Genomic DNA, 15,142 nt, shown 5'->3' on the forward strand with positions numbered 1-15,142 from the left:
AGGTGTTACGAAATGGCCCCGCGCCGCAAGCGACACGGTGCCTATGCGGCGTTGTCCAAGTACTCAGCGAGCTGGGTTCGGACTAGGCCATGGAGGTCACCAGTTACAGCTTTGAATCGACCAGGGCGACCGGGCCGGGCGACATACTGCTGAATTAAAGCGATGCCTCTTTCTTCGCCCAGGGCATCCAGAACAAGCTGGATGGGCGTACCTGCTTGCGTGTGCAGGAAGCGCAGCATTGCCTTCGCAGAGGCATTGACCATGCGTTCCTTGAGCTGCAGGCGTTCGCACTCGCCGATGACAAACGCAGCCAACATCGGGTACGCAGCGCCGAAGTACTTGCCGGGATTGCTGAGCGCATCCAGGGGAAGATCAAAACGCTTCGCGTACAGGCGCAATTCGCAACGGGTGTGACCGCTCTCGGGGTCACCAAGCTGCTTGCCTTTTTCGTACACGTTGAGCTGCTTGTGGCCCTTCTGGCCGACGTACAGGGAGCAGCCCTTGTCACTGCCCATGTCATCGACCCAGCGACCCTCAGGAGGACGGCCGTTCATAGTGAAATCGCCCTGTAGATAGAGATCGTGGAAGTGATGGATATCGAAGGTTTCGCCGGTCAGGTCATCTACGGCGATGTCCAGGCGCGTGAGATGGGCGTCGAGGTCGGTTGCGATGCGCTCGACGTAGCGCCAGTTGGAAACGTGCTGGCATCCCTGCCCTGTCAGGCTGATGCAGTACTCGCCATCCTTGGTGATGCCGATTTTTCCGCAGATGGTTGAGGTTTCGTCGATCAGCGTTGCGCTGTATTCGTAGCGGAAATTCCAAAGCTTCTCTGCGATCGGGCCGCAGATGATCGAGCGCGAGGTGCCGAACACGTAGGACAGCACTTCCGAAGCGTGCATCTTCCGGAAGGTCTTGATGGCCTTTTCAGAGTCCAGAACCAAAGTGCAGAAATCGATTATCGGGGCCGTGAGACTGCTGACCTTCGGAGACTTTTGGCCCGTGTTACTGCTCGGGCCACCCGGCTGCGCCGGGCCTGTGTCGTCGTCCTGATTGCAGATGGTGGCCGGTGAAAAGGGGTGTTCTACGGCACCAGAACGGCCCCAGAAGGCGCGCTCGCGGTCAGTGATGGTCATGCCCAGGGAATCAGCCACGGAGCACCTGCAGGCGCGCAGCGGCAACCAGTTGTTCAGCGCGGAAAGCGGCAAGCCTGCGGGCGTCGCGGTAATCGAGGACGGCAGCAACCAGGCGGGCGCCGCCGATACAGGTGGTGGCCAATGCCAGGAAGAGGAGAACAGCGATCAATTGGCACCGCCGATGCGCTGGATGCGGATATCAATCACCTCATTGGCGAGAGCAACCAGATCCGGGTTGCCGGACTTAGCCCAACCCTTGCGAGCGCGGTAAAGCTTCCAGAGCGGATAACCAGCGAGTTGCCGGACAAAGTCGGTCATGCGTGTATCCCCTCCCCTACCCTAGAGACCCGCTCCCGGCTCTAGGGGAGACCGGGGCGGGGTATCCCCTGCGGAATACAAGGCGGCAGTATCCTGACGGGGAAACGAAAGTCAACCCACGGGAATACTCATGGATACCATCGCTGACCTGATCGAAGCGGCACGCAAGCGAACTGGAGCCACGTACACGGACATCAGCGAACGCTTGGATCGCTCCAAGCAATTGATTACCAATTGGAAATCTGGGAAGAAGGTTCCCACCGATGGCGACGTGTTGGCGCTGGCGCGGATGGCCGGGGAGAACGCCGATAAGTGGCTCGCTATAGCCCAGGCAGCGAGAACCGAAGGGGAAGCTAAGACGCGCTGGGAACAGATTGCGCGGAAGTTGAGCGCAGCCGCTATTGCCCTAGCGATAGGGGTCGGGTTCGCCTCCCCTGGGCGCGCTCACGCGGCGGAAATGGGCCATCAAGCGCCCACCGTTTATACATTATGCGAAATGGCGTAATGAAGCGCCTGCGCTGGATCTGGCTTTGGATCTCATCTCACCTACCATCCCGGCCTCCTAAGGATCAGGGGGAAATTGACGCATGAGTGACAGCTACAACATTGACCGCAGGCCGCCATGCTGGCCGACCGGCGAACAATGCCCGAATGCGTGTGCATCTGCGCACCACAGGCACGTCATCGAGAACCATGTCGAGCTCCACGGACCTTGGGCTGGATGGCGACTGGCTGGCCGTGACCTGGTGGCACCGTCCGGCGAACGTATCCCAGAGCGCCGGCTGCGTGGCCTGCTCTGGCGCGCTGATGCCTCTGATTTACGTGACGCGACACGTAAAAGGAACGCTACCCGAAAGGCCCGTCAGCAGTCGATGGTCAAGGTCGTTGTCGTGGACGAATGGCGGGAACGCCACTTCGGAACCCGCGCCGGATAACAGCGCTACTGCAGGGGCAATGCCCCTGCACCCCAATCACTGCTCCCGGCAACGCTGCCAGCCGCCATTAGGCGACGAGACCTGCGCCCACCCATTCGGCAGTTTCCGCATCGCTTGACCTCCGATACAGGCATAGCCTGATGATTTCGCGGCCTGAGACCCCATGCTGGGTAACTCTATGACCTCGCTACTAGGCCCGGGCCTACCAGCTCGACGGGCCTCCGATTGCAGCGTACTGGCCTCCAACCCGTCGCAAAATCCCTTCATCGATGGATGAGGATGCGCCCGATACTGCTCGCAGTTGAAGGGTGTCGTGGTCTTTCCCATCGAGTTGTAAGCCGCTGTCGGCGAGCTGGTGATGCGCGGCTCACTGCGACCAGTCGCGCTTTTCATGGTCTGAGACAGCGCTTCTTGGGTAAACCCCAAAACGATCAGCGATAACGCCAGCGCGAACCTGTATTCCTTCATAGCGATAACTACGCAGCGAGCGCCCCCTGCGCCCGTGCGAAGAGTATCAGAACCCCAAAAATGCCAGGTCGTGCTCGATCGGTACTTTTGGAAAGCGTTACAGGACAATGGTTTCCGGGCAGGTTTTCCTGCAGGGCAAATTTTCCTGCAGGAAAAACCTTGATAAAGGCGTGCTGGTTGGGCGGCGTGTAGCCACTGATCGTCTTGGCCGGATTCTGCGGGAGAACATCCGCACCCTATCCGGGCGCGTATCCAATAATCCCACCAGCAGCGGCAGCACCGGGTATTCCACCGATTCGCCGGAATCGTCGATCCACTCCAGCCAACCAAGAACGCGGCCGCCGATTTCTGCGCGAGCCGCAAGCTTTACGCGGCCGAGATCCTTGAGTTCTGCCACATACCGTTGATCCGGCGTCAGCTCGACATAAGGGTCCGGCTTGGCCTTCTCCACAAGCTTGCTGCCGGCTCCGCCCTCGCCCTCTCTGCGCACGTACCGCCCATCTGCATCAAAGAGACCATGACCGGCTCAGCACCGGCTGACGCAGAGGCCGTAGCGGCTTCTGCATCCAAGTCCTTGCCGAACTCTAAGAAGAAACTCAGGAAGAAGTAAGCGCGGGTCAGCCCAGGGATGCCGAACATGATCGCCCTGCTCACAAAACCTAGTGTCGTTCGGCGGCGCGTGCCGCTTGTTGCTCTGCACGATTGGCCATCTCCAGAGCTGACTCCACCTGCCGCAAGGCGAGGTCCCGATCAGCGAACAGCCCAAGCGCCGATTCGCGCGTGCGGTACGTTACGCCCATGCCAGCAGGTAGGATGTTACCCGCCAGATACGCATCGCAATGCCTGATGTACACCGGTCCACGCTCTGTCTTCAATACAACAGAGAGCACTGTGCAGGGACGTCGGCGCGAGCGCGCGGATGGCTCATGTCTCGCGCTGTAGATCAGGATCCCGCTTCGGGTGTGCTCGACCCCGACGGCGGAGGCTAGGATCATGCCCGCCCCGTAGACGGTGAAAACCCATCCGGCCACCAATGCCAGGGGGAGTACCACCCATATAGGAGCATACGGCGAACGCGCTAACCTCCGCCTGCCTAGAAGGGGCGAGTAAGTCCCTTCGGATCTGGGCTGCGCCCGTACGGCCCAGAAGGCTACTAGCACCGCGATGACTGCGGCTGCGAACAACAATCCACTGCTGGGTTGAAAATCCGAAATCGCAAATCCGGCCACGCCCAGCAGCCCGGCGATCACAAGCATCCATTCAACCGGTGATCCGCGCATCGATGCGATCCTCATCAGCCGCGGCGCGGCGGGAGGAATCCTACTGCAATCAACAGGCTTGTGTCTCCTTCCCGCGTTGGGAGCCCGCCCATTTTTTCTAGAAGGTATTGACGAGGACGAGTAAGCCCCGGACCTGTACCGCTGACTTGTCGTTGAGCTCGACGCGATGAGTCTGGCATACACGCGTTTTATGCCCCAGGGTAACGATCCGCTGCTGGCAAATGTGGGCGAGTGCTGGAGCAACCTGCCCCCTCTCCCGATTCCAAATCGTCCGGCTAGAAGTGCGTTTTGATGGGAAGCGATCGGGCTACGGGCAAAGTGTTCACTTCGGGTCGGAAGCCGCCCTTCCCTACCCCCGACAAATCAATCTATTCCCCGCCTTGCCACGTGCCCGCTATTGGCCAGTAACGAACATGGCCGCTGATGCCCGCTGACTTCAAACCGACGCGACTCAAAATTCCGTCTCTACAATAATCTGCATACGCGCCGTGCTCGATTTCCACCCATCCCCGTGCGGTCTGTTCGCCAAAGACCAACCGCAAGGATTCAGTGTCGCCGCTCAGCGCGGCACGCATGCGGCCCTCGTCCAAAGGGCGTACCACCCAGTCGACATTTCATTGGAAGCCATTGCGTCTTGAAACCGAAATGGCCAGATACCAACTTGGCCCAGGCCCTACGCAGTACCGGAATGCATCGTCTGAAGCCTGTGCCATTCAGCGCGGCCCAGGTTGCTGCATACCATCGAACCGTCCGTGCAGCTGTTTCACCACTCGCACCTGAGCAACGGTGAAGGCAGCACCATCGCGCGATGGAAACCGAAACCGCTCGAATATTTCCTGGCGAGCAGCCCGAAATCGCTGCGGGTCGGTGAGTTGCGCAGCCGCCGCCATCGCCGCCCCACTCGCAGCAATACCACCAATACGCTCTTCATGACGTCCTGCCCGTAGTACTATCCAAGTCGTCAATACTAGCGATCAACTGCAGCAGGATGCTGCACCCCGGTACCTGTTACGGGCTCTCCGCGGTAACGACGGACACGCTACCTGCAATTACACGCCAGATGCCCTCACGCTCTGCCCAGGTGCGGATGTAGCGGAACCGCCCCGAGAAAGGTTGCGCCAAGAACGTGCCAGAGAGCTGCGCAGTCACTACAGTGATGCAAACCGCACCGTAGTGGCGCACTTCGACAGCCAACCAGTCGGCTTGAGACATCCGCTGGGTGCCCGAGCGATGCAGTTGGAGATCATCTTGCTTCGTATAGATCTGGCCTCCAGGCCCTACGAACAGCAGATCATCGTCAATCAGCTCGTCGAGCGCAGCTACATCACTTTGCAGCATGGCAACTCGAAGTCGCTCTTCGTATTTCTGAATCTGCATGTGCGTCGGCTCTCTCGATAGTGTTCGAAGGAATGTGCCAAGCTGGCCGATCAAGTGGGAAGCACCGTCCTGACACAGGATATACCCAAGAATCTATAACCAATGCGGCACACCCTTCGCGGGCAGCACAACGCTATTGATGTAGCTGGTGGTAACAGGAGAGGCCAGAAACACGTATACCGGCGACAACTCCTCACACTGAGCTGGTCGCTTCATGTCACTGTCAGCACCGAACTCAGCGACATTATTCGCTGGCTTATCAGCAGGGTTCACCGGCTTCCATACCGGGCCTGGGAAAATCCTTTTCACACGCATTCCGCTCGTCCGCAACTCGGCTACCGGCGCCTTGGTGAAGGCATGAATCGCAACCTTTGCCCAGGAATAGTCGATCAGCGGCTCGTCGCGGCACGGCGGCCGCCTTCACTCTCACCGCGCGTCGCAATGGGCGTTCCTAGTGTCTTCTTCGACATCTTTCTAAAAGCTGATTTGGCAGCGGACTTCCTGGACTCAGACCTGATTCGGCCTTCCAGGCATCAGTTGGCAAATGCCTCGGAAGGGGGCTCAAGTTGCGCCGTCTTTGTCTGGATGGTCCGGGACTGGAGGTTCTCTTTCCGGATCATCGGGTGGCAAGTCGGGATTGTCGTTGCCTGGCAGATCAGGGTTCGGACGATCAGGATTCCGAGGATCCCGCATCGGGTCAGGAGTGCCCGGTTCGCGAGGTGCATTCGGGTCGGTTGGCGTGGGGGTGCTCACAACTCACCTCATCTAACAGCGCGATGGTGATATCGCAGCACCTACATTGCGCACGCCAACGTTAGTCTGCAGTCATGCAATGTGAAGAAAACTCACTGCAGTTCATTTGTCACTGCTGCGATTTGATGGGAAGAATGAAAATCCCGATCATTTTTCCTTCTCAACGCTCGCTACACCCACATCGCATGGTGTACCTGCCCTCAACTTGAAATGCTTGCCGCGCCAGTGCTCGCTGTCCTGGGCATGCCCGCGCCATTGGTTGCCGCCCCTACTCCACCGGAAAAAACCCCACCCGGCGATCGATGACCAGCAGCGTGCGACACGTCCGGTTCTGAACCGTTAGATCATTCGTTTTTTACGCCAGTGCTTGACCATGAGGCGTAGCCCACTTGAGAAGTAAACAAGCTATCCGCAGGCAAAGTCAGCCTTCCTTGAAGCCGCGCGAGTTTGGATTGCTTCGGTGCATCTGGCCGAACCGGAATAGAGCGTCCTGTTCCCGGATACTTCAACACCGCCGCACTGGCCCGCCGCCAAGAACCGGCCGATCACGCTTGCAGGTGCGACTATCGGCGCCCACCTGAATTGCACGCTGATGGCCCCTTGTCGATCTGGTTGGACTGTCGCAACTTCTCCTCCTGCTTGTTCTGGTCGGCCTGCTCCTTCATGTCCTGGTCGCGTGCTGCATCGGTACCTGGGGTTCCGTCGGCACGCGTCTTTTCCTCTTTCTGTCCGACGGCGGGCTTGTTGTTCGCCATTGTGATTTCCTCGATTGAAAGGTGCTGCGCTTTCGTGTGCAGCGGCCGCAGTCTCTTTGCTCTTTGCGCCGGATAAACGTGACACGAAGCCTGCGGCTATGTGTCATTGGCCCAGCGCGACAGGTTTTGTTTCAGCGTATCCATGTCGGCCCATGGATTCTTCCTGCGCCGCTTCAGCTTCGTCGGCACGTCCTTGATGGTGAACGCATCGGCCCTGTGCAGCTTCGGCAGGTCACTCCATGCAAGAGGCAGCGCCACCGGCGCACCGGGACGCGCCCGCATCGAGTAGGACGCTACCGCGGTTGCACCTCGCCCGTTGCGCAGGTAATCGATGAAGATGCGACGATTTCGGCGGCTCTTGGTGGCGGTGGCCAGGAACCGGTCCGGCTGAGACTGGGCCAATGCATCAGCGAAGCTGTGTGCGAAGCGCTTGGTCAACGCCCAATCACACCCCGGTGCAAGCGGGACCACCACATGCAGGCCTTTGCCACCGGATACGCGCAGAAAGGATTCCAGTTCAATGCCAAGCAACAGCTTTCGTATGTCCGCGGCGGCGCGTTTGACCTCAGCGAATGGCACATCGGGCCCCGGATCCAGATCGAACACCACTCTGTCGGCGATATCCGGTGTGTCGGCCTTCGCTCCCCAAGGGTGGAACTCCAAGGCGTTGAACTGGACCAGCTCCATCAAGCCGGCAAGATCCTCGACTACCAGATAGTCGGCCTGTGATCCCGACTCTTCCTTGAGCTTGACGGTGGATACACGCTCGATGCCGGCAGTCATGTGTTTCTGGAAGAAGCACTGGCGTTCAATGCCTGCCGGGCAGCGGATCACCGACAACGGGCGCCCGACGATTTCCGGCAGCAGATGATCGGCAATTGCCAGATAGTAGTCCCAGACGTCCTGCTTGCTGATGTTGTCGGCTGGAAACAGTCGCTTGGTGGGGCTGGACAGCGTTGGCAGCATGGCTTTCGCAGCCTTCGTCGCCGGTTTGCTGCGCTTGGCTCCAGTGGTTTTCTGTCGCGTCATGGGCATTCGATCACTGTCGAGGAGATCGTTCACGTTCTTGTCCAGCCGCAGTGCCTTCAACGAAGGTTGCCGCAGCAAGGTCTGGCCTCCCCTTCCGCGGTAGAACACCTCGACCACGAAGCGCGGGGCAAACCACTTGGCCGTGCGCAGATCGGTTTCGGTGGTCCCGACATGGACGGTCGGTTTGCTGCCACCTCCACGGAGTCTGCGCATCAGTTGCTTCAGCAGCGCATCGTCGAACCCGGTGCCTACCCTGCCGGCATAACGCCAGCCGTGGCTGGCATCCGGGCTGGCCAACAGCAGGGAGCCAAAACCAGTGCGCGCTCCCTTCGGCGCGGTGAAACCCACCACGGCGAACTCATCCGATGCCAGCTGTTTGGTTTTGCGCCAATCGTCGCTGCGACCTGGGTGATAGGGCTGATCCAAACGCTTGGATATCACCCCTTCATAGTGCTGTTCTGACGCCACCTGGAATGCCGTCTCGCCATCCGTGTCCACATGCGCGCTGAACGCGAGAAGCGGCGATGCGCCCTTCAGCAGGTCCTGCAACAGTGCCTTGCGTTCAATCAGCGGCGCGTTGGCGACATCTACGCCTTGCAGGTGCAGTAGATCAAACAGCATCAGGGTGAGCCGGCCGTGCCGCTCTCCCGAGAGGGTCGCCTGCAGCAGGTTGAAATCCTCTTGTGCCCCGCGTGCAGCGATCAGCTCGCCATCCAACGATGCCGAGTCGAGCTGCAGCCCTTCCAGTGCTTCGCGGACCTCGGGCAGTCGATCCGTCCATTCCAGGGCATTGCGTGACCAAAGGCGTACCTTGCCGTCTGCCACGGTGACCAGGATGCGATAACCATCCCACTTGAGCTCGTGCAGCCACAGCTCTCCCTTGGGCGGAGTCTGGCCCAGCTTTGCCAGTTGCGGTTGGAAAGGTCCTGTCGGCACCCTGCCCCTGCGAGCGCCCTCCAAGGACAATGCACGTTTCGACCAATCCTTGCGCCGACTCGACTTCACTGGCACGGTCACCAACTGCTGCTTTTCGGTCTTGCCGCGCCCGGCGCGTTGTTTGTCGCTTTCCGGCGCCGGTGTCACATCGGCCAGCAGGTCGTCGGCTTCCAGATCACCGGCAAACGCGTCACGATCCTTGAACAACAACCATTGCGGTTGACGCGCAGGCTTGCCCGAGCGCACAAGGTGCCAGCCGCCTTTCAACTTGTTGCCAAACAGTTCAAACCGCAGATGTCCCTTGGCCAACTGCGTCTCTGGGTCGCCTTCGGTTGCCCAGATGCCATGGTCAAACTGCGCCACATGCCCGCCGCCATACTGGCCCTTGGCGATTTCCCCCTCGAAATCTGCATAGGCGACGGGATGGTCTTCCACCTCGACCGCCATTCTTTTCACCGAGGGATCGTAGCTGGGCCCCTTGGGCACCGCCCAGCTCTTCAGCGTGTCGCCAACCTGCAGGCGGAAGTCATAATGACGTCGACTCGCGTGGTGCAGCTGCACGACGAAGATTGCACGTCGTCCCTTTGGCAACGACTTGCCCGGTTCAGGTTCACGCGTATGTTCGAAGCGGCGTTTGCGACGGTAGTCGATCAAGCTCATCTTGGTGCCCATCTCGCGCAGGCAACGCTGCACTGCAGCAGCACCGGGTTTCGATGCCTCCACAATTCGACACAGCCGTTTGTAGCCAGGATCCGCTGCGCTGCGCCCCTGTTTGACCTCACCAACCTGATTGGGGTGGGTCTGACTCCAGCTGATCGGGCAAAGACGTGTTTGTCATCGCTCATGGGGCGCTCCAGACGGTGTCCGATCCAGGTTGGATGGATGCTTTGATAGGCAATCTACGCCTTCAACGTCAGCGCCGAGTCTAGGAGTGGCTATGGTGGTGTGAAATCAGGTATCTGCGCGATGACTGCCTTTGAGCCAAATTGCGTTACCTTGTTCCCGGACCTCACGCCCCCCCCTTCGTAGCAAATGTCTCCGTCGCTCCATCAAGATCGCCGGACCTGCGCCGATATCCATACTCGGCCTGGACGGGCCGGGCGTTTCGTCACAGTGGCTTTCGCGTTGTTTTGACTGTTTTTTGCAGCTGGCCGGGAAACGGCAGGCCGCATGTTCCTCATGGCACAACATTGCGCAGGAGCCGGACGGGCAAGTGAACTTCATCCAGCCAGAACAAGAAGAACCCGCGCATGCCTTGCCCGCTCGTGGCGGCACCTTTACGCCGCTTGCGTGGGCGGTTGCAGGCCTGTTGTTCGGCCTGACCTGCACGGCGATCATCGCGTATCGCGAATGGTCCGATCTGCAGCATCGGGCCGCAGACGCGCGCCGAGCACTGGCCGACACCAGCGTTGCGCAACTGCAGGTACCGCTTGAACGTGCAGCATCGATCCTGCGCGCGATGCAGACCGTCTTTCTGGCCAACGACAGGATGGATCAGACCGGCTTCAGCCAGTACTACGCGCGTTTGCACGATGGTAGCGAGGCCTACACTTCCATCGCGTTTGCGCGGCGTGCCCAGGTCGACCGACCGCAAACCGACAACGCGGCTTACCGCTACGAGTTCGTATCGCCCTATCAGAGCAATACCAGTCTGTTGGGCTTTGACATGGTCACCCAGCCGGCCAACCTGGCAGCCCTGCTGCGCGCCAGGGATACCGACACCGTCACTGTTTCAGCCCCGTTTGCCCTGCGCCAACACGCGTCTCCAGGACAGAGTCCGCTGGGTGTTACGCTTCGCCTGCCGGTGTATTCCAAAGGTCCAACGCCGGCGTCGGCAAGTGAGCGCCAGGCTCGGGAGATCGGTGCACTGGCCATCGGCATCCGCTTGCAGCCATTGATCGAAAGCGCGCTGGAAGCCCCCATCCTGGATGGCTTCCGGATAAGAATCCGCGATACCGATGTGCGTGCCCTGCCATTCTACGATTCCGGCACGATGGTCGCTGCCGGCTTGCCTGCGCAGCACCGTCAACTGGATTTCGGCGGCAGACGCTGGCATCTGGAGATGCAGCCCCGCCCGCAGCCCTTCGCCCTCGGCCGGCTGGATACCATCATCATCGCCGGAACCATCATCAGCCTGCTGTTGGCGGCATTGTTGTGGTCGCTGGCGGTAACGCGACGCAAGGCACTGGCCTTGGGGGCGCAGATGAGCTCCCGCTACCGCGAGAGCGAGCTGCGCTTTCGTGCGTTGAATGAACTACTGCCAGCGCTGGTGCTGGTGGTCGATGCCCGCGACTGGAAGATCGTGTACGCCAACCAGGCAGCACGCAAGCGTCTGGGTGACCCCACCGGTTCGCAACTGTCTTCGCTGTTTCTTGATCAACAACTGCAGGCCAGGGCCCTAGATCCGGCGGATCTGCGCAGCGGCTGGAACAGGCTTGAGACCGAGCTGCGAGGGGCAGATGGCGCCAGCTTCTGGGCAAATGCCTCCATGGCCGAAGTGGATGTGGATGGGACCCCACATCTATTGTTGGTGGCAACCGACAACTCCGAACAGCGCGAACTGACCGATCGTCTGAGCTACCAGGCCGCACACGATGCGCTGACCGGCCTTTACAACCGCCGCGAGTTCGAGCGACGTTTGGAAGAGATACTGAAGAGCCGGTCCGCAACAGCGATCAACGGCATGTGGGCATTGCTGTACATCGACCTTGACCAGTTCAAGCTTATCAATGACGTGTCCGGGCATATGGCCGGCGACCAGCTGCTGGAGCAACTCGCGTTGATCATGCGCCAGCAGCTGCGCAGCGGCGACGTCCTCGCTCGTCTGGGTGGGGATGAATTCGGATTGCTGACCTTCCACGCAAATGCCGACGGGGCACTGCAGTTGGCAGAACAGATCCGCAGGAGCATCGAAACCCTGCTGTTCGCCTGGCAGGAGCGCAGCTACAAGGTCAGCTGCAGTATCGGCATGGTCGTGATCGACCAGCAGTTGCCCACACTGAAGGATCTGCTGGCTTGGGCAGACACAGCCTGCTACCTGGCCAAGGAGAACGGGCGCAACCGCGTCCACGTCTACCGTGAGGACGACGAGACCAGCAGGCGCCAGGGGGAAATGGAATGGGTCAACCGGCTGCGCTGGGCGATGGAACAGGACCGCCTGCTGCTTGACTACCAGGAGATCATCTCTCTCACCGGCGCGGACACCGCTACCCACATCGAGCTGCTGCTGCGCCTGCGTGATGAAGAGGGCAGCATCGTGCTGCCGGGCGTCTTTCTCCCCGCCGCCGAGCGCTATGGCTTGATGCCGGCGATCGACCGCTGGGTGATCCGCAAAGCCCTATCAAACTTCAGCAACCTCCACCCCACCGCGCAGACCCTGGGCAGCTGTGCAATCAACCTGTCAGGCGCCAGCATCGAGGACGAAGGTTTGGCAGACTTCATCCTGGGCTGCATCGCAGAACACGGGGTACCACCACAGCAGCTTTGCTTCGAAGTCACCGAAACCGTCGCAGTCCGCAACCTGGTCAAAGTGGCGAGCATCGTTGAGCGCCTGCGCTGTGCCGGATGCAGCATCGCCCTGGATGATTTTGGCGCGGGCATGTCGTCTTTCGGCTATCTCAAAAATCTGCCTTTGGACCTGATCAAGATCGACCGCAGCTTCATTGTTGACCTGGATACAGATCCGATCAGCCATACCATCATCAGCGCCATCGCCAAGATCGGCCACCAGCGCGGCCTCAAGGTCGTGGCCGAAGGGGTGAGCTCCGGGCATCTGTGCGAGGCGACGCGTTCCCTGGGCGTGGACTACGCCCAGGGTTTTGGCCTGCATCGTCCTGAGCGGGTGAAGTTCCAGCGTTAGCCTCCACCCGCGCCTTCGTCGGCAGCCGCCAGGTGTGAAGAAGCCTTCGCAAAACAGAGGGCGCCGGGGACGAGCGCTTAACCCCGCACTTGGCAGCATGCTGGTAAACCCGAACGGAGCCAGCACCATGATTGCTGCACGGACCCTTCCGCGAAGAATCGCACTGTTGTGTTTCGTATTCGGCGCAGCATTGGCATCGATCATCCAGGCCATCTGATCATGGGACTCTGCGCACAGGTACTTTCAACCGAGCAGTGGATGCATCTGCATGCATCCTACAAACAGCATGGAAGCGGGCCAGAGTTCTGGGAAGCCTATCGCGACATACTTGATACCGTATCGCAGCATGGTGACGCAGCTGCCGCTGCCAATGAGCTGGCCAGGCTTGCAGTGCAGTTCGGTGTCACCGAAACGGCACTCTTTGTCTAATCAGTATTGTCCGTCTATAGATCAACCTGATAGATATCAAACGTGGAATTTTCCGCCACCTCAGTTCGCCGATGACGGAGCCATTTGATCAATTGCTCCCCAAGCGCGTTACGTGCTCAATCTCATCCAGCCATAGCAACCTGACGCCCTCACCGGGCACGTCAAGTGAAACCTGGCCATTCGTTCCTTCCTGCTCATCGGGGCCGCGAAACTGCTGCACGGCGGGTCGTTCCGTCACCGTGCCGCTCAATACGCTTTCGTCCTTCATGCGGAGCTCGACGACCAGCTCTGCATCCAGCAGCAACTGCAAGGCCTTGAGCTGTTCTATGTCTGCTTGAGCTGTATGAACCCGCGGTGCCGTACGCGCCATCGCCGTATCCTCTGATTGACCTTGCTGCCACCCTACGCGGTCAGGTGCTAACCCTGAATAAAGGCCGGTTGCGGTCAATGAGCGATCTCTTCACAACGCCCTGCCAGTTCTCCACACATTGCTAGCAGCACGTAGATCAGATTCTGCGTTGCCAGCGACGCAACCTCATTGCAGGCACCGTTCAACGCCAGGAGCCATCAAAATGATACGAGACCGCAAGGACCCGCCAGAGCCTTCCGAGGAACGTGACTGCCCCGAGTCAAGCCATGAGCGTCGCAAGCGCAAAGATCATGAGAGTTCAAATCAGGATGAGGCGTTGGAGAAAACTTTCCCGGCCAGCGACCCGGTGTCTCCGTTTGTTCCTGCGAAGGCGCCCGATTGACCAGATTGGCGTGGGTCGGGGCTGCGACCCGCGCCAGTCTTTGGTCACTTACCAACAGCGCGATGCGGCGATGGCTTTCTACACCATCAACGGGTCTATGAAGGAAACACGCCCGAGTGACGGCGACGCAGCCAAAGCTCGCGGGCCCAAACCTTGGTGTAAAGACAGGTGGTGGTCTCCCGGCATTTGAACGCGTCAGCGGTAGCGGTAGCGGATCCCACCCGCTACCTATGGACTTCAGCCGACAATCAACGCCCACGGGGCATTGGATTCGGGAAAGCGGTAGCGCAGGCCTTCATGGTCGACCTGCGTGGCGACGTTGCCCCGGTTGTCAATCAAGATATGGAGATCGATCAACGCTACCGCCGCCCTGCTTGTCGCGTGATGCAGCAAGGTATCAAGCGGAACGCGTTCAGTTCGCAGCAACTGCACCGCGCGACGTTCCAGCCCTGGACCTTCCAGGAACATGCTCAATCCGTTCAAGATACTTCTCCCTATGCGGGATCCACCCTGTACTAGCATCACTGGTATACAGCAAACACGCGCCTGAATTCAGCGCCGGACTGCGATCACCGGGATATCGTCGTTTAGAAAGGGCTGCCGTTCATGTGGGAGCGCTGGCACTCGGACTCAGCTACCTCAATCTGTAGTTCCAATCGCCTTCCGCGTTGCGACGCTGGTAACCTGAGCAAGAAAAGCGGGCCCCTCCCGGGGCCCGCCAGAATCAACCGACGATCAATGACCAAGGCAATTCAGATCCATTGAACCTGTATCTGAAGCCCTCGCTATCAATCTGCTGTGCAAGGTTTCCCTCGTCGTCCATCAAGGTGTTCACCTCGACCATGCGACCCAATCCGGCGGCCACTGCGCGCCTGCCGGGTACATCCAGCATGGTTCTCAAGCTCTTTCTCTCTGTCGAAACGACCTTGACAGGACGCCTCTCTCGCCCTGGCCCTTCCAGATAGAGTTTCATGCTTTTCACAGCTTAGTCTCCTGATGTTGCCCCTGTTTTCCGGCTGGTCGTATATAGGATCGCGCATGTGAAGGTCGAGCAAAAATGGCTGGAAAAAACCTCGATGTGTGATCTATCTCAACATTCCTCGCGTCAAGCGAAGGTG

General features: G+C 59.6%; 14 protein-coding genes and 1 pseudogene. 4 read left to right on the forward strand and 11 right to left on the reverse strand.

Going from position 1 to position 15,142, the window contains the following annotated elements:
- Window positions 1-41: 41 nt before the first annotated feature.
- From AC1VXC_RS03695 to AC1VXC_RS03705, 3 genes are read right to left on the reverse strand one after another with little or no spacing between them, the layout of a single operon-like run.
- Entirely contained in the window at window positions 42-1,151 is a 1,110-nt protein-coding gene (locus tag AC1VXC_RS03695; protein ID WP_481538053.1) for a replication initiation factor domain-containing protein, read from the reverse strand.
- Window positions 1,144-1,302: a hypothetical protein gene (locus tag AC1VXC_RS03700; protein ID WP_481538054.1), complete on the reverse strand. Its 159-nt coding sequence runs from the start codon at window positions 1,300-1,302 to the stop codon at window positions 1,144-1,146. Before AC1VXC_RS03700 ends, AC1VXC_RS03695 begins: the two co-directional genes overlap by 8 nt.
- Window positions 1,299-1,451, reverse strand: coding sequence for a hypothetical protein (locus tag AC1VXC_RS03705; RefSeq protein WP_481538055.1), 153 nt, complete (start codon window positions 1,449-1,451; stop codon window positions 1,299-1,301). The genes AC1VXC_RS03700 and AC1VXC_RS03705 overlap by 4 nt, the downstream gene beginning before the upstream one ends.
- Before the next feature lie 130 nt (window positions 1,452-1,581).
- Here AC1VXC_RS03705 and AC1VXC_RS03710 point away from each other — a divergent pair, with 130 nt between their 5' ends.
- Entirely contained in the window at window positions 1,582-1,956 is a 375-nt protein-coding gene (locus AC1VXC_RS03710) for a helix-turn-helix domain-containing protein (RefSeq protein WP_481538056.1), read from the forward strand.
- Between the two features lie 995 nt (window positions 1,957-2,951).
- On the opposite strand, the gene AC1VXC_RS03715 is transcribed toward AC1VXC_RS03710, so the two are convergent.
- Window positions 2,952-3,305, reverse strand: coding sequence for a hypothetical protein (locus AC1VXC_RS03715; RefSeq protein WP_481538057.1), 354 nt, complete (start codon window positions 3,303-3,305; stop codon window positions 2,952-2,954).
- Window positions 3,306-4,886: 1,581 nt separating this feature from the next.
- Between AC1VXC_RS03715 and AC1VXC_RS03720 the strand changes: the two genes are divergently transcribed.
- The gene (locus tag AC1VXC_RS03720; protein WP_481538058.1) at window positions 4,887-5,081 is read left to right on the forward strand and encodes a hypothetical protein; all 195 of its coding nucleotides are present in this window, start codon (window positions 4,887-4,889) and stop codon (window positions 5,079-5,081) included.
- Window positions 5,082-5,142: 61 nt separating this feature from the next.
- On the opposite strand, the gene AC1VXC_RS03725 is transcribed toward AC1VXC_RS03720, so the two are convergent.
- From AC1VXC_RS03725 to ligD, 4 genes and pseudogenes are all read right to left on the reverse strand, one after another.
- Window positions 5,143-5,511, reverse strand: a complete 369-nt coding sequence (locus tag AC1VXC_RS03725) for a nuclear transport factor 2 family protein (RefSeq protein ID WP_481538059.1) — start codon at window positions 5,509-5,511, stop codon at window positions 5,143-5,145.
- Between the two features lie 93 nt (window positions 5,512-5,604).
- A pseudogene (locus tag AC1VXC_RS03730) lies at window positions 5,605-5,904 on the reverse strand (SDR family oxidoreductase); the annotation flags it as partial.
- A gap of 923 nt (window positions 5,905-6,827) precedes the next feature.
- Window positions 6,828-7,019, reverse strand: coding sequence for a hypothetical protein (locus tag AC1VXC_RS03735; RefSeq protein ID WP_313171938.1), 192 nt, complete (start codon window positions 7,017-7,019; stop codon window positions 6,828-6,830).
- A 96-nt stretch (window positions 7,020-7,115) separates the two neighbouring features.
- Window positions 7,116-9,644, reverse strand: a complete 2,529-nt coding sequence (ligD, locus tag AC1VXC_RS03740; protein WP_481538105.1) for a DNA ligase D — start codon at window positions 9,642-9,644, stop codon at window positions 7,116-7,118.
- Window positions 9,645-10,197: 553 nt separating this feature from the next.
- Between ligD and AC1VXC_RS03745 the strand changes: the two genes are divergently transcribed.
- Window positions 10,198-12,843, forward strand: a complete 2,646-nt coding sequence (locus tag AC1VXC_RS03745) for a bifunctional diguanylate cyclase/phosphodiesterase (protein ID WP_481538060.1) — start codon at window positions 10,198-10,200, stop codon at window positions 12,841-12,843.
- A gap of 168 nt (window positions 12,844-13,011) precedes the next feature.
- On the forward strand, window positions 13,012-13,272 hold the full coding sequence (locus AC1VXC_RS03750) for a hypothetical protein (protein ID WP_481538061.1): 261 nt from the start codon (window positions 13,012-13,014) through the stop codon (window positions 13,270-13,272).
- 88 nt (window positions 13,273-13,360) lie between these two features.
- Here AC1VXC_RS03750 and AC1VXC_RS03755 read toward each other — a convergent pair whose 3' ends face one another.
- From AC1VXC_RS03755 to AC1VXC_RS03765, 3 genes are all read right to left on the reverse strand, one after another.
- Entirely contained in the window at window positions 13,361-13,642 is a 282-nt protein-coding gene (locus AC1VXC_RS03755) for a DUF3247 family protein (protein ID WP_481538062.1), read from the reverse strand.
- Between the two features lie 619 nt (window positions 13,643-14,261).
- Window positions 14,262-14,492: a hypothetical protein gene (locus AC1VXC_RS03760; RefSeq protein ID WP_481538063.1), complete on the reverse strand. Its 231-nt coding sequence runs from the start codon at window positions 14,490-14,492 to the stop codon at window positions 14,262-14,264.
- Window positions 14,493-14,748: 256 nt separating this feature from the next.
- A complete protein-coding gene (locus tag AC1VXC_RS03765) occupies window positions 14,749-14,997 on the reverse strand; it encodes a hypothetical protein (RefSeq protein WP_313493416.1) in 249 nt (82 codons plus the stop codon).
- Window positions 14,998-15,142 lie beyond the last annotated feature (145 nt).

The sequence above is a fragment of the Stenotrophomonas sp. STEN033 genome (assembly GCF_056856655.1).

Coding starts and splice junctions, on each gene's coding strand:
- AC1VXC_RS03705 (WP_481538055.1), bottom strand. CDS start 1,451: ATGACCGACTTTGTCCGGCAACTCGCTGGTTATCCGCTCTGGAAGCTT.
- AC1VXC_RS03710 (WP_481538056.1), top strand. CDS start 1,582: ATGGATACCATCGCTGACCTGATCGAAGCGGCACGCAAGCGAACTGGA.
- AC1VXC_RS03725 (WP_481538059.1), bottom strand. CDS start 5,511: ATGCAGATTCAGAAATACGAAGAGCGACTTCGAGTTGCCATGCTGCAA.
- AC1VXC_RS03735 (WP_313171938.1), bottom strand. CDS start 7,019: ATGGCGAACAACAAGCCCGCCGTCGGACAGAAAGAGGAAAAGACGCGT.
- ligD (WP_481538105.1), bottom strand. CDS start 9,644: ATGAGCTTGATCGACTACCGTCGCAAACGCCGCTTCGAACATACGCGT.
- AC1VXC_RS03755 (WP_481538062.1), bottom strand. CDS start 13,642: ATGGCGCGTACGGCACCGCGGGTTCATACAGCTCAAGCAGACATAGAA.
- AC1VXC_RS03760 (WP_481538063.1), bottom strand. CDS start 14,492: ATGTTCCTGGAAGGTCCAGGGCTGGAACGTCGCGCGGTGCAGTTGCTG.
- AC1VXC_RS03765 (WP_313493416.1), bottom strand. CDS start 14,997: ATGAAACTCTATCTGGAAGGGCCAGGGCGAGAGAGGCGTCCTGTCAAG.